Annotated in this window: 21 protein-coding genes and 1 other RNA gene; 4 read left to right on the forward strand and 18 right to left on the reverse strand. The window is 67.3% G+C overall.

Annotated elements, in window-relative coordinates; translation table 11 throughout:
* Window positions 1–133 precede the first annotated feature (133 nt).
* The gene (locus ASE31_RS03455; protein WP_057200115.1) at window positions 134–1,705 is read left to right on the forward strand and encodes a methyl-accepting chemotaxis protein; all 1,572 of its coding nucleotides are present in this window, start codon (window positions 134–136) and stop codon (window positions 1,703–1,705) included.
* 57 nt (window positions 1,706–1,762) lie between these two features.
* On the opposite strand, the gene ASE31_RS03460 is transcribed toward ASE31_RS03455, so the two are convergent.
* Window positions 1,763–2,809, reverse strand: coding sequence for a GlxA family transcriptional regulator (locus tag ASE31_RS03460; protein WP_057200116.1), 1,047 nt, complete (start codon window positions 2,807–2,809; stop codon window positions 1,763–1,765).
* A 106-nt stretch (window positions 2,810–2,915) separates the two neighbouring features.
* Between ASE31_RS03460 and ASE31_RS03465 the strand changes: the two genes are divergently transcribed.
* On the forward strand, window positions 2,916–4,259 hold the full coding sequence (locus ASE31_RS03465) for an amidohydrolase (RefSeq protein ID WP_057200117.1): 1,344 nt from the start codon (window positions 2,916–2,918) through the stop codon (window positions 4,257–4,259).
* Between the two features lie 3 nt (window positions 4,260–4,262).
* On the opposite strand, the gene ASE31_RS03470 is transcribed toward ASE31_RS03465, so the two are convergent.
* From ASE31_RS03470 to ASE31_RS03540, 15 genes are all read right to left on the reverse strand, one after another.
* Window positions 4,263–4,748 carry a VUT family protein gene (locus ASE31_RS03470; RefSeq protein ID WP_200961066.1) on the reverse strand — a complete coding sequence of 162 codons (486 nt, stop codon included), beginning with the start codon at window positions 4,746–4,748 and terminating at the stop codon, window positions 4,263–4,265.
* 61 nt (window positions 4,749–4,809) lie between these two features.
* Window positions 4,810–6,540 (reverse strand): NAD(P)/FAD-dependent oxidoreductase, encoded by a 1,731-nt coding sequence (locus ASE31_RS03475; RefSeq protein WP_057200119.1) that lies wholly within the window; start codon window positions 6,538–6,540, stop codon window positions 4,810–4,812.
* Between the two features lie 89 nt (window positions 6,541–6,629).
* Window positions 6,630–7,712, reverse strand: coding sequence for a hypothetical protein (locus ASE31_RS03480; protein WP_057200120.1), 1,083 nt, complete (start codon window positions 7,710–7,712; stop codon window positions 6,630–6,632).
* Between the two features lie 53 nt (window positions 7,713–7,765).
* A complete protein-coding gene (locus ASE31_RS03485; protein WP_057200121.1) occupies window positions 7,766–8,824 on the reverse strand; it encodes a YbhN family protein in 1,059 nt (352 codons plus the stop codon).
* 10 nt (window positions 8,825–8,834) lie between these two features.
* Complete coding sequence (gene clsB, locus ASE31_RS03490; RefSeq protein WP_057200122.1) at window positions 8,835–10,064, reverse strand: cardiolipin synthase ClsB; 1,230 nt, start codon at window positions 10,062–10,064, stop codon at window positions 8,835–8,837.
* Window positions 10,061–10,828, reverse strand: a complete 768-nt coding sequence (locus ASE31_RS03495) for an endonuclease/exonuclease/phosphatase family protein (protein WP_200961061.1) — start codon at window positions 10,826–10,828, stop codon at window positions 10,061–10,063. The genes clsB and ASE31_RS03495 overlap by 4 nt, the downstream gene beginning before the upstream one ends.
* Window positions 10,829–10,999: 171 nt before the next feature.
* The gene (cysK, locus tag ASE31_RS03500) at window positions 11,000–11,917 is read right to left on the reverse strand and encodes a cysteine synthase A (RefSeq protein WP_057200123.1); all 918 of its coding nucleotides are present in this window, start codon (window positions 11,915–11,917) and stop codon (window positions 11,000–11,002) included.
* Between the two features lie 88 nt (window positions 11,918–12,005).
* Window positions 12,006–13,094, reverse strand: a complete 1,089-nt coding sequence (rtcA, locus tag ASE31_RS03505) for an RNA 3'-terminal phosphate cyclase (protein WP_057200124.1) — start codon at window positions 13,092–13,094, stop codon at window positions 12,006–12,008.
* Window positions 13,094–14,923: a VWA-like domain-containing protein gene (locus ASE31_RS03510; protein ID WP_057200125.1), complete on the reverse strand. Its 1,830-nt coding sequence runs from the start codon at window positions 14,921–14,923 to the stop codon at window positions 13,094–13,096. Before ASE31_RS03510 ends, rtcA begins: the two co-directional genes overlap by 1 nt.
* Before the next feature lie 12 nt (window positions 14,924–14,935).
* Window positions 14,936–16,000, reverse strand: a complete 1,065-nt coding sequence (locus ASE31_RS03515) for an AAA family ATPase (RefSeq protein WP_057200126.1) — start codon at window positions 15,998–16,000, stop codon at window positions 14,936–14,938.
* Window positions 16,001–16,019: 19 nt separating this feature from the next.
* The gene (locus tag ASE31_RS03520; protein WP_057200127.1) at window positions 16,020–16,853 is read right to left on the reverse strand and encodes a nucleotidyltransferase domain-containing protein; all 834 of its coding nucleotides are present in this window, start codon (window positions 16,851–16,853) and stop codon (window positions 16,020–16,022) included.
* Window positions 16,854–16,923: 70 nt separating this feature from the next.
* Entirely contained in the window at window positions 16,924–18,141 is a 1,218-nt protein-coding gene (locus tag ASE31_RS03525) for an RtcB family protein (protein ID WP_057200128.1), read from the reverse strand.
* A gap of 39 nt (window positions 18,142–18,180) precedes the next feature.
* Window positions 18,181–18,993, reverse strand: a complete 813-nt coding sequence (locus tag ASE31_RS03530; RefSeq protein WP_057200129.1) for a hypothetical protein — start codon at window positions 18,991–18,993, stop codon at window positions 18,181–18,183.
* A 49-nt stretch (window positions 18,994–19,042) separates the two neighbouring features.
* Window positions 19,043–19,780 (reverse strand): hypothetical protein, encoded by a 738-nt coding sequence (locus ASE31_RS03535; protein WP_057200130.1) that lies wholly within the window; start codon window positions 19,778–19,780, stop codon window positions 19,043–19,045.
* 24 nt (window positions 19,781–19,804) lie between these two features.
* Window positions 19,805–20,944, reverse strand: a complete 1,140-nt coding sequence (locus ASE31_RS03540) for a slipin family protein (protein ID WP_057200131.1) — start codon at window positions 20,942–20,944, stop codon at window positions 19,805–19,807.
* A gap of 721 nt (window positions 20,945–21,665) precedes the next feature.
* Between ASE31_RS03540 and rtcR the strand changes: the two genes are divergently transcribed.
* The gene (gene rtcR, locus ASE31_RS03550) at window positions 21,666–23,297 is read left to right on the forward strand and encodes an RNA repair transcriptional activator RtcR (RefSeq protein ID WP_057200132.1); all 1,632 of its coding nucleotides are present in this window, start codon (window positions 21,666–21,668) and stop codon (window positions 23,295–23,297) included.
* Window positions 23,298–23,307: 10 nt separating this feature from the next.
* An RNA gene (gene rnpB, locus ASE31_RS04045) (RNase P RNA component class A) lies at window positions 23,308–23,757 on the forward strand.
* Window positions 23,758–23,920: 163 nt separating this feature from the next.
* Here rnpB and ASE31_RS03555 read toward each other — a convergent pair.
* Together ASE31_RS03555 and ASE31_RS03560 are read right to left on the reverse strand one after the other, a co-directional pair.
* Window positions 23,921–25,156, reverse strand: a complete 1,236-nt coding sequence (locus ASE31_RS03555; protein ID WP_057200133.1) for a M48 family metallopeptidase — start codon at window positions 25,154–25,156, stop codon at window positions 23,921–23,923.
* Entirely contained in the window at window positions 25,156–26,421 is a 1,266-nt protein-coding gene (locus ASE31_RS03560; protein WP_057200134.1) for a YjgN family protein, read from the reverse strand. The genes ASE31_RS03555 and ASE31_RS03560 overlap by 1 nt, the downstream gene beginning before the upstream one ends.
* Window positions 26,422–26,471 lie beyond the last annotated feature (50 nt).

Below are 26,471 nucleotides of genomic sequence, written 5' to 3' on the forward strand. Positions count from 1 at the left end.
TGGCTCGAAAGGCTGGCATGGGGAACGCCTGGTTCAAGTAATCGTCCCATTTTGACGATATAAGGGAAAACCCGGATTTGTTGCAATCTGCTACAGATCCAGTATTCACTGACCCCACCAACAGGCCTGCACCATGTCCCTCACCCAAACGCGTGTCGCGTTCCGCCTGGCCCTCGCCTTTGGCGTCGTATGCCTTGTGATGTTCCTGTCGGCAGCCGTGGGGATCTGGCGGCTGGCGGAGCTGCAGGACATCGCCGATGACCTGGGCGGCGCCTCCTCCGAGCGGGCCCTGCTGGCCCGCGAGCTGCACGCCATCGTGGTGCTCAGTTCGGTGCGGGCCGAGACCCTGCTGGAGATCGACAACCCGGCTTACACAGCGCGCATCGACGCCGACCGCAAGGTCACTTCGGCGCGCTCCAGCGAGGTGCGCAAACGGCTCGACGAGCTGACCGAAGACCCCGCATCGCAACGCATCTTCGACACCATCGACAAGGCGGGCAACCAGTTTCGCAGCGTGCGCGACGATCTGGTCAAGCGCCGCAAGGCCGGCGAGGCCCTGCCTGCAGATGCCATTGCCGGCACCCTGCGCCCAGCGGCGGATGCCTATGCCAAGGCGGTCGACGAGCTGGCCGAATACCAGCGCCAGCGCGTGGCCGATGCGCGCGCTGCGGCCACCCGCAGCGAGAAGATGGGCACCTTGCTGCTGGCTGCGGGCTCCGCGCTGGGGCTGCTGCTGAGCCTGGTGTGTGCCTGGTTGCTGTCGCGCTCCATCCTGCGGCCCCTGGCACGGGCATCGGACGTGACCGACCGCATCGCCGAGGGCGACCTGACCTCGCACGTGCCCGCCGCAGACACCGGCAACCGCGATGAACTGCAGGCCCTGGTGGCCCGCCTGGGCGACATGCAGGCACGCCTGGCGGAGCTGGTCGTGGGCATGCGCGGGGCCAGCGCCTCGGTGGCCGATGCCAGCGGCGAGATCGCGGCGGGCAACAGCGATCTGTCGGCCCGAACCGAGCAGACGGCCTCGAACCTCGAAGAAATCGCCGCCAGCATGGAAGAGCTGCTGGCCACCGTGCGCCACAGCGCCGACGCGGCCGCGCAGGCCAGCAGCCTGGCGACTGGTGCCAGCGGCGTGGCCCAGCGCGGGCGCGATGCGGTGGACCGGGTGGTGGGCACCATGGAGGGTATCGCCCAGTCGTCCCGGCGCATTGCCGACATCACCAGCGTGATCGACGGCATCGCCTTCCAGACCAACATCCTGGCGCTCAATGCGGCGGTGGAAGCCGCCCGGGCGGGCGAACAGGGCCGGGGCTTCGCCGTGGTGGCCAGCGAGGTGCGCAGCCTGGCCCAGCGCTCGGCCACGGCCGCCAAGGAGATCGGTGGCCTGATCAGCGACAGCGTGCGCCAGGTGGACGAAGGCTCGGCGCTGGTGCATGCGGCTGGCAGCACCATGGGCGAGATCGTCGACTCGGTGAAACAGGTGGCGACCATCATCGGCGAGATCAGCACGGCCGCGCGCGAGCAGACCACGGGCCTGAGCCAGGTGGGCGAGGCCGTGTCCCAGTTGGACCAGATGACGCAGCAGAACGCCGCCCTGGTGGAGGAGTCGTCGGCCGCCGCGCAGGGCCTGCGCGTGCAGGCGCAGCAACTGGCCGAACTGGTGGAGGCGTTTCGCCTGCCCGCGAACACGGCCGCGCTGCGGTAGGGTCCGGCCAGACCGGCCAGACCGGCCAGACCGGCCAGACCGGCCAGCCGCACGGCCTTAACCCACTTCCACACGCCAGCGCCGGCGCGGGGCGCGCAAGGCGTGGCGCTTGCGGTACTCGGCCGGCGCCATGCCGGTGTGCCTCACGAAGATGCGGCGAAAAGCCGCCGGGTCCGCATAGCCGCAGGCTACGGCGATGCTGGGTACGCTCTCCAGCGTCACTTCGAGCATCACCTTGGCGCGCGCGCAGCGCAGGGCATGCAGGTAGTCGAGCGGCGACTGCGCCAGCTCGGCCTGGAAATGCCGCAGCAGGGTGCGCGAGCTCACCGATGCGGCCCGCGCCAGGCGTTCCAGTGAATACGGTTCTTCCAGGTGGGCCTCCATCGATGCGATGGCGCGCGCCAGGGTGCTGTCGCGCGTGGGCGGGATGTGCTGCTGGGCATTGGCCTGCAGGGCCGCTTGCGCGCGCTGGTGGTCGGGCGCCATCACCGTGGCGCAAGCCCGGGCCATTTCTTCGCCAAAGGCATGGCGCACGAGGGCGATGGCCAGGTCCACCAGGTTGTGGGGCAGGGCGCCGCTCAGCCAGGGGCCATCGTCGGTCCAGTCCCGCCCCGGCACCAGCGTGATGCCCGGGAAGTCCCGCGCAAAGCCGGCCATGTAGAACCAGGGCAGGCTGGCCGTGCGCCCCTGCAGGCGGCCGCTGGCGGCGGCCAGCCAGGCGCCGTCGCCCATGGTCAGCAGCTTTTGCCCGGCATCCACTGCGATGCCGACCTGCCGTACCAGCGCGGGGTGGCGCGCCACCACCTGGCGTATGGCCGGGATGTCGGCCGCGAGGAACGAGGCAATGAACACCGCCTGTGCCGGGCCGCTGTGCACGTCGGTGGACGGTCCGGCTGCGGTGTAGTGCGCCCATGGTCCGGTCAGGGCGGGCAGGGGCTGGCCGTCGGCATCGAGAAGCCGCCAGTCCATGCGCGGCGCCTGGTTCCCTGACCGCAGGCGGGCCAGCAGGTTGGCGCTGCGCAGCAGGTCGATGAAGTGCAGGGCCGTGCCCAAGGAGGATTCAGGCACCAGCGGAATGTCGATGCGGAAGGTGGGTGCATGCATGGCGGTATCGGCTCTGTAGATGGCGATTTTCGCTTGTCATGAAACATCTGTGCACCCGTAGCATGAACGCTCGTTCTTTTTTATCCCTCTGCACGGACCCCGCCTCATGCACAAAACCCTCTCGTCGATCGCCATTGCCGCCGGCCTCGTGGCCGGCAACCTGGCCCTGGTTTCTTCCGCCCATGCCCAGGCCCTGGATGCCGCTGGCCTTCAGGCCATCGATACCGCCGTGAACGGCGTGGCCGGCAAGATGGTCGGCTGGCGCCGCGACATCCATGCCCACCCCGAGCTGTCGGGCCAGGAAGTGCGCACCGCCAAGCTGGTGGCCGAGCACCTCAAGCGCCTGGGGATGGAGGTGCAGACCGGCGTGGGCGGCACCGGCGTGGTGGGCACGCTGCGCGGCGGGCTGCCGGGCAAGGTGGTGGCCCTGCGCGCCGACATGGATGCGCTGCCCGTGCCCGAGAACACCAACCTGCCCTTTGCCTCCAAGGTGAAGGCCAATTACCTGGGCAAGGAAGTGCCGGTGATGCATGCCTGCGGGCACGATGCCCACGTGGCCATGCTCATGGGCGCGGCCGAGGCCCTGGCCGGCATGCGGGCCACGCTGCCGGGCACCATCAAGTTCATCTTCCAGCCCGCCGAGGAAGGCGCGCCGGTGGAGGCCGACGCCAGCGGCAAGGTGCCCAGCTTCGGCGCCAAGGCCATGGTGGAAGAGGGCGCGCTGAAAGACGTGCAGGCCATCTACGGCCTGCACATCACGGCCAACCTGCCATCCGGTGTGGTGGGCTACCGCAGCGGCCCGCTGATGGCGGGCTCGGACAACATCAGCATTCAGGTCGAAGGCCGCGGCGGCCATGGCTCGTCGCCCTGGAACGCGGTGGACCCGGTAGTGGCTGCCAGCCAGGTGGTACTGGGCCTGCAGACGGTGGTGAGCCGCCAGCTCAACATCAGCCAGGAGCCGGCCGTGATCACCATCGGCTCCATCCATGGCGGCACGCGCTACAACATCATTCCCGACAACGTGGAGCTGCTGGGCACGCTGCGCACCTTCGATGAAGGCATGCGCCAGGAGGCACTCAAGCGCATCACCACCACGGCCGAGTCCATCGCGGCATCGAGCGGTGCCAAGGCCAAGGTGCGCTTCGGCCCCGTGGCCTACCCCGTGACCTCCAACCCTGCGGCGCTGACCGAAGCCTCGCTGCCTGCGCTCAAGCTGGCCACCGGCGGCAAGGCCATGATCATCCCCAAGGTCAGCGGCTCGGAAGACTTCTCCGAGTTCCAGAAGGTGGCCCCGGGCTTCTTCTACTTCCTGGGCGCGCCACCCAAGGGTGCGGACTTCACCAAGGCACCGTCCAACCACTCGCCGTTGTTCGACATCGATGAAGACCAGTTGCCTGTGGGTGCCCGTACCCTGGCTGCGCTGGCCGTCGACTTCCTGCAGCGCAAGTAAGCGTCAGTAGAGCTGCGCTGCCCGGCTGCCGATGAGCAGGCGAAAGGGCAGCAGCAGCGCCACACCCAGCACCAGCTTCACGGTCAGGTCGCCCAGGGCCCAGGTGACCCACGGGTCGCTGGTGCCTGCAAAGGCGATGCTCCAGAAGATGGCCGTGTCCAGCACGGCCGCCAGCAGCGTGGCCACGAGCGGCGCGCGCCACCACGAGCCGTGCCGAAGGCGGTCGAAAATACCGATGTCCAGCCACTGCGACAGCAAGAAGGCCGTGCCCGAAGCCACCGCAATGCGGGCCGGTGCCAGCACCAGCGAGGCCGCCACGGCCACCGCGAACCCGACCCAGGCCACGCGCCGCGCCTGCACGGGGCCATGGCGGCGGTTGACCAGCTCACTCACCAGGAAGGCCACCGGGTAGGTGATGGCACCCCAGGTGAGCCAGTCGTTGATGGGGAACTGCACCAGGATGTTGGAGGCCAGCACCACGGCGGCCATGGCCAGTGCCGCGGTGGCGAACTGCGCACGCGAGGGTGTGGTGAACAGCACGGCGTCTTCCTCAGGCGATGCCCAGCATGCTGCGCGCCACGGCCTCGCCGACCTTGATGCCATCGACTCCGGCCGAGAGGATGCCCCCTGCATAGCTTGCGCCTTCCCCGGCCGGGTAGAGCCCGCCGGTGTTCAGGCTCTGCAGGTTCTCGCCGCGCCCGATCTTGAGGGGGGACGAGGTGCGCGTCTCCACCCCGGTGAGCACCGCGTCGTGCATGTCGAAGCCCTTGATCTTGCGGCCAAAGGCCGGCAGTGCCTCGCGCAGTGCCTCGATGGCGTAGCCGGGCAGGGCTGCATGCAGGTCGCCCAAGGCCACGCCGGGCTTGTACGAAGGCTCCACGTCGCCCAGCTGCTTCGAATCGCGCCCGGCGATGAAGTCGCCCACCAACTGGCCGGGCGCACTGTAGTCGCTACCGCCCAGCACATAGGCATTGGATTCGAGCTGGCGCTGCATCACGATGCCCGCCAGAGGGTGGTGGTGCCCGGCCGGCTGCGCTTCGGCGCCATAGGTCGCGCCCAGGTGCAGCGCGAAGGCCTCGGCATCGGTCGGGTAGTCGGTGGGGTCGATGCCCACCACCATGCCGGCATTGGCATTGCGCTCGTTGCGCGAATACTGGCTCATGCCGTTGGTGACCACGCGGCCCGGCTCGCTGGTGGCGGCCACCACCGTTCCGCCGGGGCACATGCAGAAGCTGTAGACCGCGCGCCCGTTGGCCGCGTGGTGCACCAGCTTGTAGTCGGCCGCGCCCAGCAGCGGGTGGCCGGCATGGCGGCCCCAGCGGGCGCGGTCGATCACGCCCTGCGGGTGCTCTACCCGAAAGCCGATGGAAAAAGGCTTGGCCTCCATGGCCACGCCGCGCTGGTACAGCATGGCGAAGGTGTCGCGCGAGCTGTGGCCCAGCGCCATCACCACATGGTCGGCACGCAGTTCGGTGGTTTCGCCCGTGGCCTGGTTGAGCACCGTGAGGCCGCGCAGGTGGCGGCTCTCGCCCGTGCCTTCGACGACAACGTCGGTCACGCGCTGCTCGAAGCGGATCTCGCCGCCCAGTGCGATGATCTGCTCGCGCAGGTTCTCCACCACCTTCACCAGCTTGAAGGTGCCGATGTGCGGGTGCGCCACGTAGAGGATTTCCTCGGGCGCGCCGGCCTTGACGAACTCGCCCATGACCTTGCGGCCCAGGTGGCGCGGGTCCTTGATCTGGCTGTAGAGCTTGCCGTCGCTGAAGGTGCCGGCCCCGCCTTCGCCGAACTGCACGTTGCTCTCGGCATGCAGCTCGCGCTTGCGCCACAGGCCCCAGGTGTCCTTGGTGCGCTCGCGCACCGGCTTGCCGCGTTCCAGCACGATGGGCTTGAAGCCCATCTGCGCCAGCACCAGCGCGGCAAAGATGCCGCAGGGCCCGAAGCCCACCACCACTGGCCGCAGCGCCAGGTCGGCGGGCGCCTGGCCCACCGGCTGCCACACCATGTCGGGCGTGGGCTGGATGTGCGGGCGGCCGGCATGCTGGGCGAGCAGGGCGGTTTCGCGCACTGGGTCGGCCAGCGTGATGTCGATGATGTACACCGCCAGCAGGTCGGCCTTGCGCGCGTCGAAGCTGCGCTTGTGCACGTGCACGGCGGCAATGTCGGCCGGGGCGATGCCCAGGACCTGGACGGCCTGGGCGCGCAATGCGTCCAGCGGGTGCTCGGCGGCATCGGCCGGCACGGCGGCCAACGGCAGCTTGATTTCGGAAAGGCGGATCATGGTCTTGCAGGCCCGTGTCGATCGGGCGGTGGCAATGTCGTGGGGCTGGTATTTTAAAGGAGGCGGTGCTGCCATGCCCGCCAGGGTGCTCAGTCCGGGTCCAGCATGTCGGCGGCCTGTGCCTTGAGCCATTGCTTGAGGTAGTCGTTGTCGGCTACCGCCTGCACCTCCCGCTGCAGCAGCGGAATGTCGTGCTCCAGTGCCTGGATCTGGCTGCGCAACTGGGCCATCAGCTGGCCGGGCTGCAGCTTGCGCTTGGATGCAAGGCCCAACTGCAGCCGCATCGTGTTCTCCAGCGTCACCACCTCCTGGCGCAACTCTGCCAGTTGGTCGGTGAGGACCTGGTTGTAGCGCTGCAGGTGCGTGTCGCCTACCCCCGCCATGTGCTGCGCGTCGATCTGCTCCACCTCCAGCTGCAGTTGCAGCAGGTCGAGCAGGCTGTTGGCGGCATAGGCCAGGTTCACGCGCTGCATGAGGGCGGTTTTGCGCAGGCGCTCGGCTTCGTCGGGCTCGCGGTCGGGGTGCAGGGCACTGGCCAGCTTGCGGTACACCGCGCGCACCGACTGGCTGGCCTCCTGGGCGGCTTCCTGCTGCGCACGCTCCTGCGCACTGGGCTTGCGGGCACGGCCGGCACGGTGGCGCTCGCGCTCCTGTTGCGCGCGTGCCTGACGGGCCTGCATTTCCTCCTCCACCCGGCGCACGATGTCTTCGGGGGATTCCGGCTCGGTTGCGGATGGCAGCCGCAGCGCGTCGGTGCTGTCGGGTGTTTCCTCGGTGTCGAGCGGCTCCTCGGTGTACTGGGCGTGCAGCGCCTGCATCGTTGCGCGCGTGGCGGCATCGCGCACGTTGTGGGCCAGGTCGCCAGCGAGCCGGGCGATCACTGCATGCAGGTCCCGCAGCAGCGTGCGGCCCAGGCCTTTGCGCGCCGAGGCCTCCACCAGGGCGTTCACCAGGCCGGCGTGCGCAGCGTAGTACCTGTCGAGCAGGGGGGCGACGTCTTTGGCGTAGCGCTGGTGGTAGGCGTCGATGGCCTGGTTCCATGCAGCCAGGATCTCGCGCTGTTCTGCGATCTGCGCGAGCAAGCCGTTGAACGACTGTTGTGCCAGCGAGAGCGGCGCCTGGCCTTGCTGCGCGGTGATGCGCAGCGGGGTGGCGGGGAGGGAAGAGGACATGAAGGCGCGTGGCAGGGGCAAAAGGCCCCCGATTTTGCCCGCACGGGGGCTGCTCACTTCGAGGATGTCCCCGAGGTTGGTGCCGGTGTGCTTGTCCCACCGTTGCGCCAACGCAGTTCCACCACCCCGAAGGCCAACGCGGCGACGGCCAGCGGCGCAAAGAAGTAGAGCGTGCGGTAGGCGAGGATGGCGGCCAGCGCCTGGGGCGCCGGCATATAGGCTGACAGCACGGCCGTACCCACGGCCTCCAGCACGCCCAGGCCGGCGGGGATGCGCGAGATCAGGCCGGCCACGGCACCCAGCAACACCGTGGCCAGGGCCGCCACATAGGGCGCCTGCTGCTGGGTGAGCAGCCAGATCGCTGCGCCCATCACCATCCAGTTCACTGCAGACACTGCCACCTGCAGCAATCCCACCGACCAGTGCGGCATGGGGAAGCTGTGGCCCCGCAGCGTGAGCGGCTGGCCCCGGCGCCACACGCAGGCCACCAGGTAGGCTGCGGTGACGGTCGCCATGGCGCCGCCAATCCAGCGCAGCTGGCCGGAGGCCATGTCCCAGCCCTCGGGCAGGTGCGGCGTCCAGAGCCAGAACACCGCGCCCGCCAGTACGAAGTAGCCGAGCCAGTTGGTGATGATGCTGATGGCCACCACCTGGCCGATGTCGCCCACCGACAGGCCCTGGCGCGAGTACAGCCGGTAGCGCACCGTGACCCCGCCGATGAGGGATCCCAGGTTCAGCGTGAACGGGTAGGCGATCAGCGTGGTGCCCACGGTGCGTGCCACCGGCAGGCCATGCCGGGTGTAGTAGCGCCCGAACAGGTCGAAGCTGCTGTAGATGCCGTGGCTGGCGAACGCCAGCGCAGCGCCACCCAGCAGCGCGGCCATGGGCAGGTCGATCAGCGCATTCCACACGGCGCCCCAGTCCACGCTGCGTGCCTGCCGGAACAGCAGCGCGCCGATCAGCAGCACGAACGCGCCGGTGACCAGCGTGATGGCCCACGGCCACCAGCGGCTGTTGCGCACGGTGCTCCAGCGGCCAGTGCCCTTGTGCGGGGCTGCGGTGGAGGGTGGCGTGGCAGTCCCGCGCAAAGGGTGGGTGGCGGGAGCGCTCATGGGCTGTATCCTAGGTGGCCGAAGCCGCCTGGGGATTGTCGGCTGCCAGCGCATTGGCCTTGACCAGCGAGATGGTGGGCTCGTGGCGCGGCAGCCAACCGGCCCAGGCCGGGAACCAGCGCATCAGGTGGAACACGCAGTAGCTGCGCACCAGGCGCAGGCCTTCCCAGCGGCTTTTGGGCGTGGGCTCCACCTGCTTGCAGGAGTTCTCCATCAGGTGTGCAAGGCGCGCGTAGAGGTTGGCATTGAAAGCCCGGTCCCGGATGATGACATTGGCTTCGAGGTTGAGCGACAGGCTCAGCGGATCCAGGTTGCTCGATCCCACGGTGGACCATTCGTCGTCCACCAGTGCCACCTTGCCGTGCAGCGGCCGGTCGCAGTATTCGTAGATGCGCACCCCGGCGCGCAGCAGGTGGTCGTAGAGCAGGCCTGCTGCCGTCTTCACGATGGGCATGTCGGGCTGGCCCTGCAGGATCAGGCGCACGTCCACCCCACGGCGCGCCGCGCGCCGCATCTCGCGGATGAAGCGGTAGCCGGGGAAGAAATAGGCGTTGGCGATGACCACCCGCTTGCGCGCCGAGCGCAGCGCAATGCGGTAGTGGCGCTCGATGTCGTTGGTATGGCCGTGGTTGTCGCGCGTGACAAAGATGGCATGCGCCGTGCCCTCGTAAGGCAACCCGCGCGTGTTGGACGCCTTGTTGCGGCGGCGGTCATCGGGGTCGAGCACCGCTTCACGGGTGAAATGGTGCATCTGGGCGACGATGGGGCCACGCACCTGCACGGCGTAGTCCTGCTTGGCCTCCGGCCCGAAATCGGCCACATGGTCGGCCGAGTAGTTGATGCCCCCGATGAAGCCGAGTTCGCCATCCACCACCACGATCTTGCGGTGCATGCGGCGCAAGACGTTCAGGCGCTGGCCCATCACGCGCTTGCCGGGGTCGAAAACGCGAAAATGAACGCCGGCTTCCACCAATGCACCCAGGTACTGGTCCGACAGGTCGGGTGAGCCGAAGCCATCCACCAGCACATGCACCTGCACCCCGCGCTGTGCCGCAGCGAGCAGAACGGCATGCAGTTCCTGGCCGATCTTGTCGTCGAACAGGATGAAGGTCTCCAGCATGACCTCGCGGCGTGCCTTGCGAATGGCATCGAACACGCGGGGAAAGAAGTCCTCCCCGTTCTCGAGCAGTTCGAAATGGTTGCCAGGTACCCATCGAGAGGACTGTGATGCGCGGGTCATAGAGAAATCTCCGCAGCCAAAGGCGCGTGGTCCGAGAGCTTGTCCCAGGGCTTCTTCGGCAGGTTCAAGGGGGTGTGCACAGAGGCATTGCGCACGTAGATGCGGTCCAGCGCCAGCAAGGGCATCGATGCGGGAAAGGTGCGTACCGCACGGCCGGTGGACTGCACGAACACTTCATGCAGGTTGGCACGCTCGCGCAAGACTTCGTGGGCGCGGCCACGCCAGTCGTTGAAGTCGCCGGCCACCACCACGGCCTCGTCGGGATCGAAGCTGTTGACCAGATCGCACACGCTGCGCAACTGGCGCTGGCGGTGGGCCTCCTGCAGGCCCAGGTGCACGCAGATGGCATGCACCGGGCTGTGGTGGTTGGGCGGCTGCAAAACACAGTGCAGCATGCCGCGCCGCTCGGGTCCGCTCACCGAGATGTCGTGGTTCTCGTAGTGCGTGATCGGGAATTTGGAGAGCAGCGCATTGCCATGGTGGCCGTTGTCGTACACCGCATTGCGGCCATAGGCGAACTGGGTCCAGATGGTGTCTGCCAGGAACTCGTAATGGGGCTCCTGGGGGAAGTTTTCCACCCGCCCTGCATGGCGGTGGTGCGTGCCCAGCACCTCTTGCAGGAACACGAGGTCCGCCGCCACGTTGCGCACGGCATCGCGCAACTCGTGCAGCATGAAGCGCCGGTTGAAGGTGGTAAAGCCCTTGTGCACATTCACGGTCAATACCTTGAAGGCAATGGGCTGGGTGGTGGAAGCGTGGGCCATGCAAGCAATCGGAAAGAGGTGTCGCACCCTGGTGGTGCGGTGCACCACCCCGGATGCGCTGGGCACTGGGGTGGTGGCGTGTCACCTTGATTGTTCCGGCCGCAGGCCGGGCATGCTGTAGGACGGTTGGCCGTCAGCGCGTGCAGCGCTTACCCGCCGTGCGGGGTGCGTTCAGGCAGGCAGGAAGCCTTCAACCGACAGGTAGCGCTCGCCCGTGTCGTAGTTGAAGCCCAGCACGCGCGCGCCCACCGGCAGCTCGGGCAGCTTCTGGGCAATGGCGGCCAGCGTGGCGCCCGAGGAGATGCCCACCAGCATGCCTTCGTCGCGTGCGCAGCGGCGTGCGTACTCGCGGGCCGGTTCGGCATCGACCTGGATCACGCCGTCGAGCAGGGTGGTGTCGAGGTTCTTGGGCACGAAGCCTGCACCGATGCCCTGGATGGGGTGCGGCGAGGGCGCGCCGCCCGAGATCACGGGCGAGGCCGAGGGCTCCACGGCAAACACCTTGAGAGCGGGGAACTTCGCCTTGAGCACGCGCGCCACACCCGTGAGGTGGCCGCCGGTGCCCACGCCGGTGATGATGGCATCGAGCCCATCGGGAAAGTCCGCCAGGATCTCCTGCGCCGTGGTGCGCACATGCACGTCGATGTTGGCGGGGTTCTCGAACTGCTGGGGAACCCAGGCGCCGGGTGTCTGGGCCAGCAGTTCCTGCGCGCGGGCGATGGCGCCCTTCATGCCCTTTTCCTTGGGGGTCAGGTCGAACGTCGCGCCGTAGGCCAGCATCAGGCGGCGGCGCTCGATGCTCATGCTGTCGGGCATCACCAGCACCAGTTTGTAGCCCTTGACGGCCGCCACCAGGGCCAGCCCGATGCCGGTGTTGCCCGAGGTGGGCTCGATGATGGTGCCGCCCGGCTGCAGCGCGCCCGAGCGCTCGGCGTCCTCCACCATCGACAGGGCGATGCGGTCCTTGATCGAACCACCGGGGTTGGCGCGCTCGGCCTTGACCCAGACGTTGGCGGCACTGCCGAACAGGCGGTTGATGCGCACGTGCGGCGTGTTGCCGATGGTCTGCAGAATGGTGTCGACTTTCATGGCGTCTCCTGGTCAGGCGAAGGATGGAAGGGGAAATGCAAAAGGGGCATTTTGGCCCAGTCGGGAGCCCATGGGCAGTGCCGGGCCTTCAAGGGGTGGGCAGGGGCTCGATGCGCACCAGGCTGGCGCCCCCCATGTCCTCGGTCGCCACCCGCACCGGCAGGCAGGCGTTGATCACCGCCGCATTCGTGCGCGTGTGCTCCGTGAGTTCGCTGGCCGTGTAGCTGGCGGCCTGGCCGGTGCGCCACACGGCCAGCGCCAGCGGCAGCATCCATTGGTCGGCCAGGTGCGGGCCCGTGGCCGCCGTGCTGCGCTGAAAGGCCTGCACCTCTTCGGCCAGCCGGCGTGCCACGAGTTCGGACGACACCCCGCGCTCGCCGAACTGGCAGAACACCTCGGTCACCTGCGCATATTCCAGCGTGGCCATCAGCACGTTGCCAGGCCCTTCGTGCTGGCGCACGCCGGGCGCGCGCAATTGGTCGGCCTCATGCGTCCAGCCCAGGCGCCGGCCCAGTTCCTCCAGTTCGCGTGCAGCCACGCTGCGCGCCAGCCCGGGGGCCAGCGCCTCGGCCCAGGCAGCCAGGGCCGCCCCGCGCTCGGTCAGGTCAAACGGCGTGAGCGCCTGCGTCGCAGGGGTGATCACGGCCTGCAGCAGGCCGCCGCCCGCAGGGTAGAAACCGCGCCGCTCCAGCGTGAGCGCCAGCCCCACGCCCAGGCGCGCCAGCAGCGGTACATAGGCGCGCTGCAGAAAGTCGAATGGCGGCGCCATCGGGTTGTGCGTGCCGCCCGCCAGCTGGATGCGGCTGGGCGCATCGGCCAGCATCAGCGCGGGCAGCACGGTCTGTAGCACCAGCAGGCAGCTGCCGGCCCCGGCGATGCGAAAGGTGTAGTCGCCCGCGCGCACCGCGCCGGGCGTGAACTGCAGCGACTGCGAGCCCAGCTCCGCACCCTCGGCCTGCCCGCCGCTGACCTCCACGGCGGCTTGGACGCAGGCCAAGTGCTGGCGCATCAGGCCGGGCTTGGCGCGGCCGGCACGGATGCGCTCGATGCGCAGCGGCCGGCCGGTGACCATGGACAGGGCCAGGCCGGTGCGCAGAATCTGGCCGCCGCCTTCGCCCTGGGAGCCGTCGAGAAGGATGGCCGGCAGGCCGTTGTGTTGTGAAAGAGTCGGGTTCATCAGGTCATGTAGAAAATGTCGCCCCGCGGCACGAACGGCAGCCGCCGTCCCGCAGGCAGCAAGTAGGCATGCGAGCGGCGCACGTCCAGGCGGTCGCAATCGGCATCGGTGATGATCAGCAGCGGCCCATCCTTGGGGAAGTCCGCGCTGCCCTCCAGCAGGGTGATGGCGGGCTGCAGCACGGTGCCCCCGCGCCCTTTGATTTCCACGCGGTGGGCAATGTCCTGTGCCTCCATGTAGCCCATGTCATAGGGGGCTGCATCGCAGCACACCACCCGCACGGCGGGCACCTCCTTGGCCTGCGCATAGCTGGCAATGCTGCCCAGGGCCTTGGCCAGGGTGTGCCTGTCCATGGAACCCGAGGTGTCCAGCACGACGCCGAACGTGCGGCCCTCCAGCCAACGGGGGTCCGGCCCCACGTGCGGACGGGGGATATCGGGTGTGGCGGACTGGCGCCGGCTCAGGCGTGCGTAGGTACGCCGGGTATCGATGGGCGGAAAATGGTGATCAAACCACCGTGCGAGTTCCACCTCCCAGGGGATGGGCGGCTGCAGCAAGGCGCGAATCTCCTCCAGCAGGCCTGCGGGCAGCAGGCCCCGACCTTGGGATTCGTGCAGCATCAGGCCCTTGCCCAATTGTTCCTTGTAGAAGGCGTCGAGATCGGTGAAGGGTGGCTGCCCAATGGACAGCCTGCGGTCGAGCATGTCGCCCTGTCGGCCCGCCAGCGTGAGCAGTTTGCGCATGCGGCGCAGGTCGACCACGATGCGGTCGTAGACTTCTTCCGCCGACAGGCCACGCAGCTCCAGGTCGTGCAGCAGTCCCAGCGCGGGCGGGCTGCCCACCTGCATCTGGATGAGCCAGTCGTTGATAACGTAGTCGCACGCCACGTTCCAGAGGTATGCGTCACGACCCTGCCGGCGCCCCATGTGCCGCAGTGCCACGTGCAGGATTTCGTGGGCGAGCACGAAGCGGGTTTCCTGCTCGGTCAATCCCGCGGCTGGGTTGAGGTAGATGGTGCGCAGGGTTTCGTCCACGGCCCCCACCATGATCTCCTCGCGCCGGCACAGCTCGGCATCCTCCAAGATGTCGAATGCGGCCACCATGGCCCCCAGCAGCGGAAAGCTGCCGATGAACCAGCTGCGCGCACGCTCGGTTGTGCTTCGGGGGGCGCTGCGGTTTTCGCCCCCCAGCGCGGTGCGGGTACCGGCGGCGATCTCTACCGCCTGGGTGACCGAGTTGGCGATCCCCGCCGCAAATACTTCACGCCAGGTCTGGCTGGCCTGGGTGTGGCCATGGCGTACGAATGCGGTGGGACGCTCGGTCCATGCCTCTGGTGATTGCAGGCTGGTCGCCTTGGGCCCCGCCAGCCCCAGGGCCTGCACCCAGGCCGGCGTGCCGCTTTCGGCGAACTGGCGGTACCAGCGGTCTTCATCCCATGATGGGGCGTCTGCTGCCATCTGCATGTCCGCAGGGCATTGGCCGAACTTGACGGATGCCAGGAACCGTGTGGTCACGACATCGCATGCAGCAGTCCATTGGGACCAATCGCCCCGGTCGGACTGGAACAGTTCCATGGCATAGCTGAGTACGCCACGAGCGAGGATGAACGCCCACTCGTCAGCCGGTGCATGGCGCTTGGGGTGCACGTGGATGCAGCTATCGCGCCGCACCACCAGCCAACCCGCAGCAGGGCACTGCGAGGAGGCGGCGGAGCGCACCCAGTTAACCCGTCGTGCAAGCGGGCCGAAGATCGGGTGTGCGAGCACCATGGCCATGCCTGCGTCATAGGCCTCAGTGGCCGGGCTGGGCTTGTGGGTCGTCTTTGCCATGGTCGTCTGGGCTCAGGCCGCCTTGGCCTGGCGTTCAACCAGGCGCGGCAGGTCCCGCACGACCTCGATCATGTACCAGGCAGGAAGGGTCTGCCCGGCCTCCTCGGCGACGGCGATCTGCGCCATTTCCAGGCTGATCTGGGCAAGTTCCTTCAGCATGGACTTGGACCGGTGCACCAGTGCCTGCAGGTCTCCCACGCTGGCGCCCTTGTCCTGCGGCAGGGTCTTGAGCAGCCGCGCACGAAACGCCTGGGCCAGAAAGTACAGGACATCGCGGTCCTCGGGCGCATGGGGCCAGCGTGCATCGCCTTTGAATATGGCGTCCAGGCGGTGCCGGTCGGCCGCCAGCTTGCCGAACGCCTTGAACTGGGCAGCGTGCTGGGGCGTGAGGCAACCATAGGCTAGAGCCTCCACCATGGACGGGGAAGGTGCGTCTCCGAAGGAGCGCAGTGCGTCGCTCAGCATGTGCCAGGCTCGCGGCGTGGAAAACGGCTCCTCGTGCTTGGGAGGGGCGCTCCACAGGTGGTCGGGCCGTTGCTGCAGGTATTCGATCACCAGGGGATGGATGGCATTGGCCGATGCCCACTCCATCCATTCGGATGCGGATACCTTCATGTGCACGTGCACCATGCGGTTCATCAGCGCTGACGACATGGGTTTGACGATGGCCGAGTCCTGCGCGCGATTGCCCGCGCCGATCACGATGGAGCCTTTGGGGAGTGCGTACTCGCCGACGCGGCGATCGTGGATCAGGCTGTAGAACGCCTTCTGCACGTCCTGCGAGCACGCATTGAGCTCGTCCAGAAAAATGCAGTACGGCTCCTTGCGCGCGATCATCGCGGGCGGGCAGAAGCGGCTCACTCCGTCGATGATCTGGGGTACCCCCATCAGGTCCTCTGGCGCCAACTGGCTGCCCAGCAGCGAAACGCACTCCAGCCCCACGCTGTGCGCGAATTTTTCGACCAATGCCGACTTGCCAACCCCCGGAGGCCCCCAGATGAAGACCGGGCGGGTGATGGCGACGTTCAGCAAAAATTCGTTAAGCTGGGATGGGGACAGAGCGTGTGTGGCTTGCATGGGTGGCTTGTAGGGTCAATCAGGGCGTGTGACGCAGCACCGTGTCGTGCAGCAATGCATCGAGCGCGGCATGGCCCGGCACGGGCAACGGCTGCACCGGCTCGGCCGCGTTGCGTGCCAGCTCGGCTTCGATGAAGGCGTGGATGCCGGGCCAGCGCGGGCTGGTCGCGGCCTCGCCCGCGCGCATCTTCACCTCCAGCAGCGCGTTGATCTCGGCGATCAGCGTGGCGTCGCCCGCCGGGTCCAGCGTGTGCTGGGCCAGTTCGGCAAAGCGCATGGGCGGCACGCCCGGGCGCGTGCGTATCCAGCGCGCGGCCAGCAGCGGGCGCAGCACGTACAGGTATTTCTTGTAGCGCACTTCGTCGGTCTGCAGGTGCTCGCGGAAGTTCTTCTTGGCCATGGATGCGTAGTGGTGCCAGCCCTTGGCGTTGGAGAACACGGTCTCGGCCAGCGCGCGAAAGCGATCCATGGTGGGCCCGTCCTCGCGGTAGACCACAGGCGAGCGCAGCCATTCGAGCAGCGTGGGGTTGGACTCGCGCATCAGGCCCAGCGCCTTGCGCAGGTCCCAGCCGTTGATGTCCAGGTCGCCGCTGATGGGCACTTCGATCACGTCGCGCCCTGGCGTGACCGTGAGGTACCAGGGCAGGCGGTTCACGTAGATGAATCGCACGTCGTAGTCGCTGTCGGGCGAGGCAAAGCCCCAGCCCCGGCTGCCCGACTCGCAGGCAAAGAGGATGGTGACCTGGTGCTGCGCCTCGATGGCGCCCAGGTTCTCCATGATCTGCGCGCGCATGGCGGGATCGATAGGGTGGGCCGATTGCAGAAATTCTTCTTGTTGCTGTTCTTGGTGCATGTGCTGATGCGGGCGCTGGTCTGGCCAGCGCCGGTTCCGTTCAATGGTTGCCGTGGAGGTGCAAAGGGGCCTATCCCTTCACGCACACCACCTGCTTCAAGGTGTAGACCACCTCCACCAGGTCCTGCTGCGCGGCCATCACGGCGTCGATGTCCTTGTAGGCCATCGGGATCTCGTCGATCACGTCGGCGTCCTTGCGGCATTCCACGCCCTCGGTGGCGGCGATCTGGTCGGCGATGGTGTACATCTTCTTGGCCTTGGTGCGGCTCATCTTGCGGCCCGCGCCATGGCTGCAGCTCATGAAGCTCTCGGGGTTGCCCTTGCCGCGCACGATGAAGCTCTTGGCGCCCATGCTGCCCGGGATGATGCCCAGTTCGCCGGCCTTGGCGCTCACGGCACCCTTGCGGGTGATGAGCACGTCCTCGCCGAAGTGCGTCTCGCGGCTCACGTAGTTGTGGTGGCAGTTCACCGCCTCCACATGCGCCTCGAACGGCTTGGTGATCACCTTGCGGGCGGCCGCGATCACGCGCTGCATCATCACCTCGCGGTTGGCGCGCGCGAACTTCTGGGCCCAGCCCACGGCGCGCACGTAGTCGCCAAAATACTTGGCCCCCTCTTCGAAGTAGGCCAGGTCCTGGTCGGGCAGGTTGCGCTGGTGCAGCTCGGCGTCCTTCTTGGCCAGCTCGATGAAGTGGGTGCCGATGGCATTGCCCACTCCGCGCGAGCCCGAGTGCAGCATGAACCACACGCTGCCGTTCTCGTCCAGGCACACCTCGATGAAGTGGTTGCCGGTACCGAGCGTACCCAGGTGCTTGTGGTTGTTGGTGTTGCGAAAGCGCGGGTAGTCCTCGCAGATCGCGTCGAACTCGCCCTTGAGCGCGGCCCAGGCCACATCGGTCTCGTCGGGCGGCGTTTCCCACGCGCCCTTGTCGCGGCCCATGCGGCGCGGGTTGCTGCCGTGCGGCACGGCCTTCTCGATCGCCGAGCGCAGGGGCGCCAGGTTGTCGGGCAGGTCGTTGGCATGCAGCGAGGTCTTGCAGGCCATCATGCCGCAGCCGATGTCCACGCCCACTGCGGCCGGGATGATGGCCTTGAAGGTGGGGATCACCGAGCCCACCGTGGCGCCGATGCCGTAGTGCACGTCGGGCATGGCCGCCACATGCTTGAACACGATGGGCAGGCGCGCCGCGTTTTCCAGCTGCTTCTGGGCCTCTTCTTCCACAGGGACGCCCTGGGTCCACATCTTGATGGGGACGCCGTTTTCCACGTTGCGTTGCAGGTAGCTCATTTTTCTTTCCTTGTTCTTGGTTCTGTTTCAGTGGTTCTTCTATTCGCTGGCCAGGTCGAACACCGCTTCGAGGATTTGCCTGTCGCCCATGCAGCCGCCACAGGTGCAGTGCGCGGGCGGGCCCATGGCGCTGGTGTCCACGGCCAGGATCCCTTGCACGAAACGCGCGCGGTTGGCGGGGTCAAGCAGCCAGGCTTTCATCGCCTCCCGGAACTCCGGGTGGTCCTCTGCGAAGGCATTCTCGATCTCGCGGCTGGACCAGAAATCCCAGTAGCTGGCATTCGCATAGTGCAGCACGGCGCTATCCCGCTCGTCCTCCAGCCAATGGGCCAGCAACGGGGTGATGGGCACGCCGCCCTTGTGGAACATCAGCAGGATATCGAACGCGTTCGCGCCATCGAACGGGCTGGCCTCGCGCCCGGCAGAGCCCAGGCCCTCGCGGAAGAAGGCCAGTGCGAAGGCGTCCAAAGCAGCTCTCTCCCCGGCCGACAGGTCGCCAGCCGGGCATTTTCCCAACCGGTCCAGGTACAGCTCGGTCGAGTGGTGCAACTCCTTGCCCTGGGCCAGCAGCTCCAGCATGCGGGGCAGGAAGTACAGCAGTTCATCCGCAGGCTGCTCGCTGCCCTTGGCCGAACCGTTGTACTCGTAGAGGTGGCGTGCCGTGAGCTGGCGCAGCGGCAGGCGGCGCAGTTCGCGCTCCGTGGCTTCGTCCACGCAGCAAGGCATGCAAACGTCCAGCGTCTGCGTGGGGGCGCTGCGGTGCTGGAAGGCGGCGTACGCAGCATCCACCGCCGCACGCAGCGCGGGTGGCAGGGCGGTGGCTTCCTCTTCAGCGGTTTGATGGGCTTTCATCGTCGTACTCTCCGTGGCGTCTTGTGCGCCGTTCTGTCATCCATCGCATCTACTGCACCATTCCCTGGGCGGCAGCGCGTGCATAGTTCTTCAGTTCCTCGTCGTGCGCCGGCACGCTGCGGATGAATAGCTCCACCCGTTCCTGCAATTCCCTCGGGCGCTGCAGGTGGCGGCCCTCGTGACCGATGCCATGCAGGGCAGAGACCTGCACCTCGCGACAGGGCACCTCCAGCATGTGGCAGAACACCGCCCACATCGCATCGCGCCATTCAGGAATATCTTTGACATTCCAGAACGTGGGCCACACGTCGAACCACATGTAGCAGGCAAAGTGCAGCCGGTCGCTGCCGCTGCCGATGGTCTCGTGCACGTGGGCCATGCGCGGTGCGAAGCAGTCGCTCCACAGGCGCGGGAAGGCCTGCATCATGCGCATCGCATCGGCCAGCGGGACCGAGGGGTCGAGCGCCATGGACGGTATGTCGCCGGCGTTGTTGCTCATCACATGCGTGAGGCCCATGCCCACCTGCTCATCGCTGTAGGGCGCCAGGTCGGTGCCCGCGTTGGCGAACAGCACGGTCTGGATGTGCGTCCATTGCAAAGGCGTGGCGGTGAAATCCGGCTCGTCGTTGTCCCAGTACCACTCCTGCTCCTTCTTGCCCGGCACAGGCCGGTCGAAGAGGTAGCGAACGGCGTCGGCATACAGCGTGGCATCGAGTCCCAGGGACTCGGGTGTCAGCGGCAACGGCGTCTGCGTGGCCAGGCGTTTCTCACGTGCGGTCTGCTTCATGGTGTTCTTCGTTCTTTCCCTTGCTCAGCGCATCTTCACCAGGCCGTTGAGCACCTGGTCCAGGCCACCGAACACCGAGATCTTGTCGATGCGCTCGGCCACGCGTTCCAGCGTTTCCAGCTCCTTCATGCGCAGTGCGACGGGGTTGTCCTCCATCACCTTGGCGGTGTTGAGCAGCGAGCGCGTCGCGGCCGTCTCTTCGCGGCGGCGGATCACATTGGCCTGGGCCTGCTTTTCCGCCTGCACCACCTGGGTCAGGATGGCCTTCATGTCGCCGGGCAGCACGATGTCCTTCACGCCGGCGCTCTCCAGCGCAATGCCGTAGGGTGCGAGCTTGGCGGCCATGTGGGCGCCCACCACGTCGTCGATCACTGTCTTGTTCTCCAGCAGCTCATCGAGCGTGCGGGTGCCCACGGCGGCGCGCAGTGCGAACTGCAGCTCGCGGTACAGGTGCTCCGCGGGCTTTTGCAGCTGGCTCCAGGCGCGCAGCACATCGGTGTAGCGGAAGGTGGCGCTCAGGTTGATGCGCAGACCCACCTTGTCGCGGGTCATGATGTCCTGGCCCGAGACTTCCACCGATTGCAGGCGCAGGTCCACCTGCTCCACCGCCACCGTGCGGCCGTACTTCCAGAAGGCGTACGAGCCTGCGGCCAGCAGCCGCTCCACCTTGCCGTCCACCGTCAGCAGGCCGCAGGACGACTCGGGCACCTGCACCTGCAGCAAGCCGGCCAGGCCGGTCACCGTGCGATGGCGCAGCTGGGGCTGCGTCAGGCGCGCCACCAGTGCAGCAGGCAGTTCGGCACCCGCGTTCAGGTCGACCACCTGCACGGACACGTCCACCAGGCCCTTCCAGTACAGGCGGCGCGTGCCAGGGGGCAGGATCTCGACCAGCACGCCGTTCTCGCTGCGCAGGCCGACCTCGTTCTCGGCCAGCTCCACACGCACGAACTCGGTGGCCACCACCTCGGGCTCACGGGCCATCAGGTAGTCGGCCAGGCCGTGGGTGAAGGCGGCTTGCTCCAGCGCGAAAGTTTCCACGCGCAATTGGTCCAGGCCGGCGAACAGCCAGTGCGTCCCGCTGTGCAGCATGCGGTCGAAATCGCCATTGCGCAGCAACAGTGCGCGTTCGTTCTTCTTGACGGTGGTGCGTTGGATCTTCAGCATGTGTCTACCCTCGTTCTTTCTTTTTTCAATGTCGTTGGTCGCCGCATCAAACTTCTTGCAGAGGGGCCGTTACAGCGGGGCAGTGGTTCCAGGGGGCGCGGCTCGGGCCCTGCAGTGCGCCGTGGCGGTTGCCCCGAGGGGCTTTCGCTTGGGCTGGCTGCGGGCGCGGGCGGTGCCGGGTACTGGCACAAACCGCCACCGCTGACGGGGCAATGGCTTGCAGGCTGCGGCGCAACCTTTGGTCCTTCACCCCGCGTCCGGCGGGTGGTCTTTCGACCGTCTTCGATAGCCGGCCCGAAGGCCGGAAGAATGGGCAGGAGTCGAACCTGCGACAGTCCCTTTTCAGGGGTGCTCTACCAGACTGAGCTACCAGTGGTGCAGGCCGGGAGTCGAACCCGGCAACCCCTTTCGGAGCTGGCTTCCACAGCCCTGCAGTCACCCGGCGCTCGCAGCGTGCGGCATGCAGGGAATCCGACGGACCCCAAGGCCCTGGATCCCCGGCACCGGCAGGGCGGGCGTTGGCCCCAACCCTGGCCTGTGAGCGTTCGCTGTCTGCGCCGAGTGCCTTGGTATTTGCGAATTGCGTGCCAGCCGTGCGATTTGGCGGTTGAAATATCCCAACCCATTGATTCGAAAGGAATTAATGCAAATGAAGAAAATTCCGCAACATGATGGATTCTGTACTAAATAGAATGTAGGCTAGTTTTATAGATCATTGGCGATGCGCAAGAACAGGGTAGTGATTGGTTTTATCGGTACCCAGCTCGACTCGGGCAAGGGCGCGGGGCGCTGGGAGAAGTGGCGACCCACCGTGTCGCTGGTGCAGCACGAGGACATGGTGGTGCACCGCATGGAGCTGCTGTACACGCCGGCCCACCAGGAGCTGGCGCACCAGGTGCGCAACGACATCGCCATCGCCTCGCCCGAAACCACGGTGCGCCTGGTGCCCATGGAGATCGCCGACCCCTGGGACTTCGGCGAGGTCTACGCCAAGTTGTTCGACTGGACGCAGGCCTACCGCTTCGACACCGAGCGCGAGGAGTACTGGACCCACATCACCACCGGCACGCACGTGGCGCAGATCTGCCTGTTTCTGCTGGTGGAGTCGCGGCGCATCCCGGGCGTGCTGGCGCAGACCTCGCCGCCCAGGCGCCAGCAGATGGGCGATGCGGGCAGCTATGCGTTGATCGACCTGGACCTGTCGCGCTACGACGTGATTGCCCAGCGCTTCGGCGCCGAGCAGCGCGATGCGGTGGACTTCCTCAAGAGCGGCATTGCCACGCGCAATGCGCGCTTCAATGCGCTGATCGACGAGGTGGAGCGCGTGGCGGTGCGCTCGCGCGCGCCCATTTTGTTCACTGGGCCCACCGGAGCGGGCAAATCGCATCTGGCGCGGCGCATGTACGAGCTCAAGAAGGCGCGCCACCAGGTCGAGGGCGAATTCGTCGAAGTGAACTGCGCCACCCTGCATGGCGATGGGGCCGCATCCACGCTGTTCGGGCACAAGAAGGGCGCTTTCACGGGCGCTGCGGCCGACCGCGCGGGCCTGCTGCGCACGGCGCACAAGGGCGTGCTGTTCCTTGACGAGATCGGCGAGCTGGGCCTGGACGAGCAGGCCATGCTGCTCAAGGCCGTGGAGGAAAAGCGCTTTTACCCCATGGGCAGCGACCGCGAGGTGGCCAGTGATTTCGAGCTGATCGCCGGCACCAACCGCGACCTGCGCACCGAGGTGGCGGCCGGGCGCTTTCGCGAAGACCTGTACGCGCGCATCAACCTCTGGAGCTACCAGCTGCCGGGCCTGGCCCAGCGCCCCGAGGACATCGAGCCCAACCTCGATCACCTGCTCGCGCGCACCGGCTCGGAGCTGGGCCGCACGGTGCGCCTCTCGGCCGAGGCGCGCACCGCCTACCTGCGCTACGCCCAGTCGCCCGACGCGCTGTGGAGCGGCAACTTCCGCGACCTGTCGGCCAGCGCTACGCGCCTGGCCACGCTCGCCGACAGCGGCCGCATCGGCCTGCCTCTGGTGGAGGCCGAGATCGCGCGCCTGCAGTGGCTGTGGCAGCCGGCCAAGGATGCACGCGATGGGCTCTCAGGCGCGCGGGCTGCCGATGCGACCGATCTGCGTGCCCTGTTGGGCGATGAAGCCCTGGATGCCATGGACCTGTTCGACCAGCTTCAACTGGCCGCCGTGCTGCGCGTGTGCCGCCAGGCGCGCACCCTGTCCGATGCGGGGCGCCAGCTGTTCCAGGCCTCGCGCGCGCAGCGCACGGTGGTCAACGATGCGGACCGATTGCGCAAATACCTGGGCCGTTTTGGCCTGGATTGGGGCTCGGCTATCCGCGCTGAACGATAATCCACCCCGTGAAGCGCGCCAGACCGCCGCTGGTGCAATCTGGGAAACCAGGCACTGGAGGAACGTCCGGACTGCACAGGACAGCGTAGCAGCTAACGGCTGCCCACCGCGAGGTGAGGATCAGAGCAACAGAGACGAGTCTAGACAGGTGCCTGTACGAGGTGTTCTGTGAGGCGCCAGCGCAAGCTGGCGAGAGGACAGCGAGAGCTGTCCGAACCTGGCGAAAGCCAGGTCCGAACAGCCACCCCAAACAGGCAGCGGGCATGCCCGCAGCCTGTTTGGGGTGAAACGGGCAATCTCTACGCGCAGCAATACCAAGTAGGCCAACGTTGATGTGGTTCCGCAGAGTTGGCGGGTAGGTAGCATCGAGCCGTGGTGGCGACACCCGGCCCAGAGTAATGGCGGTCACGCCGCGGGCAACTGCGGTGCACAGAATCCGGCTTATCGGCGCGCTTCACACTTTTCATGCGGATTTGCCTTCAACCGGCTAGCGTCGTTGGGGAGCCTTGCCGTGCTACAGCACTGTCTGCGGCTCCCCGCCTAGCCATCCGATTGAATTCAAATCCGCGGCGACGGTGGTTGTCAATGCTGCACAGGCCTGCCCTGTGCGGGCGACACGCTGATCAACCCCGCTTGGGGCAGTGCAAGGCATGCCCTTGTTCCAGTTCGGTGGCGCGCTCCACGGTATCGGGGTGGCTGCTGAGCAAGGACCACACGGGGCCCAGTGCCTCCGGCGCCTTGGGTTCTGCGGTGGTGGATGCAGAGCCTTCGGTCGGTGCGCTGGCGCCTTCCTTGGCTGCGGTGGCGGCCTTCTTCCTGGCCGCCTTTTCCTCATCGTCCTCGTCCTGCGCAATGGCCAGCAGCAGCTTGCCCATGGGCGCCGTGGGCAGCTTCGCATGGGACATGACGGCGATGGCAAAGCAGTCGGCCTCGCGCTCGTGGTTGCGGCTGTAGGCCAGGCCGGTGAGCACCGATGCGCCGGTGGAGACGATGCCCGACACGTCGCCCAGCGCCAGCCCCATGCCCATCTGCAGCACGCCCTGCTGCACCACCATGCGCGTGGTGTGGCGGTTGGCCACGTGGCCGATCTCGTGGGCCAGCACGCCGATGAGGGCGTCGTCGCTGAGTCCCTTCTTCTCTGCCGCCTTGGCCAGGCCATCGGTCATCACCACCGTGCCGCCAGGCAGGGCGAAGGCATTCGCCCCCATGCCGGAGCGGAACGACAGCGTGTAGGTGGGGGCGTAGCCAGGGTAGCGCTGCAACTGGGTGGGCAACGCTTGCACCAGCGTGTCGAAGCGTGCCTTCAGTGCGGCCTGGCGCTCCTGGGGCAGCTTGCTCGGCTTGAGCGTGCCCTTGTCCATCTGCGTGAGCACATTGCTGGCCACGCTGGTTTCCCAGGACAGGGGGACGAAGCGCGTGAGTTCCGTGGCCGCCCAGGGCGTGCCGTAGCGGTAGAACAGGGTCAGTCCGATGACGGCGACCGCTGTGACGCCGAGTAGCACGGGCCAGCGCGTCTGCATGCGCTCGGCCAGGCTGGGGCGGGCACCCGCTTCGGCCAGCGCAGCATGCCATTGGGCCACGGCGTCGATCTCCAGGCTGCCCTGGTCGCGCAGGTCCACCACCACCCGCTGCTGCGGGCGGCGCTCGCTCCAGGCCTCGGGCCAGCCCACCTCGCCCCAGGGGAATACGGTGGGGGCCGCACCAGGCTGGGACAGCGGGTGCAGCGCCAGCGACGGGCCCTTGGGCGTGCGCTGCAGGCCCACGAGCACCTGCCTGGCCTGGCTGCTCAGCCCATCGAACCAGCGCCCTGGCACCAGGGTGCCGGGGGGCGCAGCAGCAGAGGAGGGGGGTGCGTTCATCAGCCGATCAGGTCCAGCCCGGCCGCGTCGGCCAGTGCATCGCCAATGCCGCCTTGCTGCTGCTGGCGCACCATGGCACCGGCCACCTGGTCCACGCCACCCTTGACGTGCAGCGTCACGGATTCGACCTTCATGCGGTACTCGCTGACCCGTGCGAACGGGCGGTACAGGCCCAGCGTGAGCAGGGTCAGAAACAGGTTCTTGATACGCAGCAGCACGTAGCGGCCCGTGCGCAGCTGGCACTTGAAGCGCGCCACCTGGCTCAGGCCGATGTTGTCCCACATGAGCTGGAACATGCGGGCCTCGCGGTAGGCGCGCGCCGGTGCCGAGGCCAGGAACATCAGGAAGATGCCTGCGATGAACGCCACCGCGAAGACCACGAAAATCAGGGCGCCCCATTTGTCCTTCAAGCCGGCGATGAGCGCGAACGAGCCCCCTGCCAGTACCGCCAGCCCTGCCGAGATGCCCACCACGAACAGCAGGAAAACGGCCACCGTGGCCGCCCAGACCTTGATGAAATCCATGTACACGGGTTTCCAGCGACCGGATTCGGCCCCCACCTGGGCGCGCAGCACCAGCAGGCTCTTGTAGTTGTATTCGAGGCGGATGAAGCACAGCACCGACAGCAGCAGGCCCAGCACCACCAGGCCCCAGATGGCGGCGGTCATGGTCGGCAGGTCGGCCTCGCCGCTTTCGTCGGCAGCCAGCTCCTGCAGCGCCCCGGCCGATTCGGGCGCGAGGTACTGGATGCCGAAGAACACGCCGATCCACACGAGGGCGATGGCGAACACGGGCCAGCTGGCCACGTACACCTCGCGCCAGGAGGCCGTGAACTGCAGGCGCAGGCCGCGCCAGCGCGTGGAGCCCAGGCGAAAACGCATGGCACTGCCCCAGATGAACGGGGCCAGCAGGGCGCCGGCAAGCAGGAAGAGGGACACCGCCGTGTCCTGCCCGGTGTTGACGGCAATGTTGTAGGCGATGGTGATCATCACCAGCATGACGAAGCCCATCACCATCCGACGCTGCTGCGCCGTGAATTCGAGCGGGCTGCCGGCCACCAGGGTGTGGCCATAGAAATACTGGGCGGTGCGCCGCCGTGCCCAGGGGGTGTAGAAGCCCAGGGTGAGGATGGTCAGCAGCACGTTGACGATCCATACCCGGAAGTACTCGCCGCCGCTGCCGGTGAATTCAAGCGGATGCGCATCGATCTCCTGCGCGAAGTTCGATGCGGGCGCCGCTCCTGCCCCTGATTGCTGATGGTCCATGGACTCCCTCCTGTTATGGAGGGCAGTGTATCAGCGGCCTGTGGCGGATC

The sequence above is a fragment of the Acidovorax sp. Root217 genome, from assembly GCF_001428645.1.
GTDB lineage: Bacteria > Pseudomonadota > Gammaproteobacteria > Burkholderiales > Burkholderiaceae_C > Acidovorax.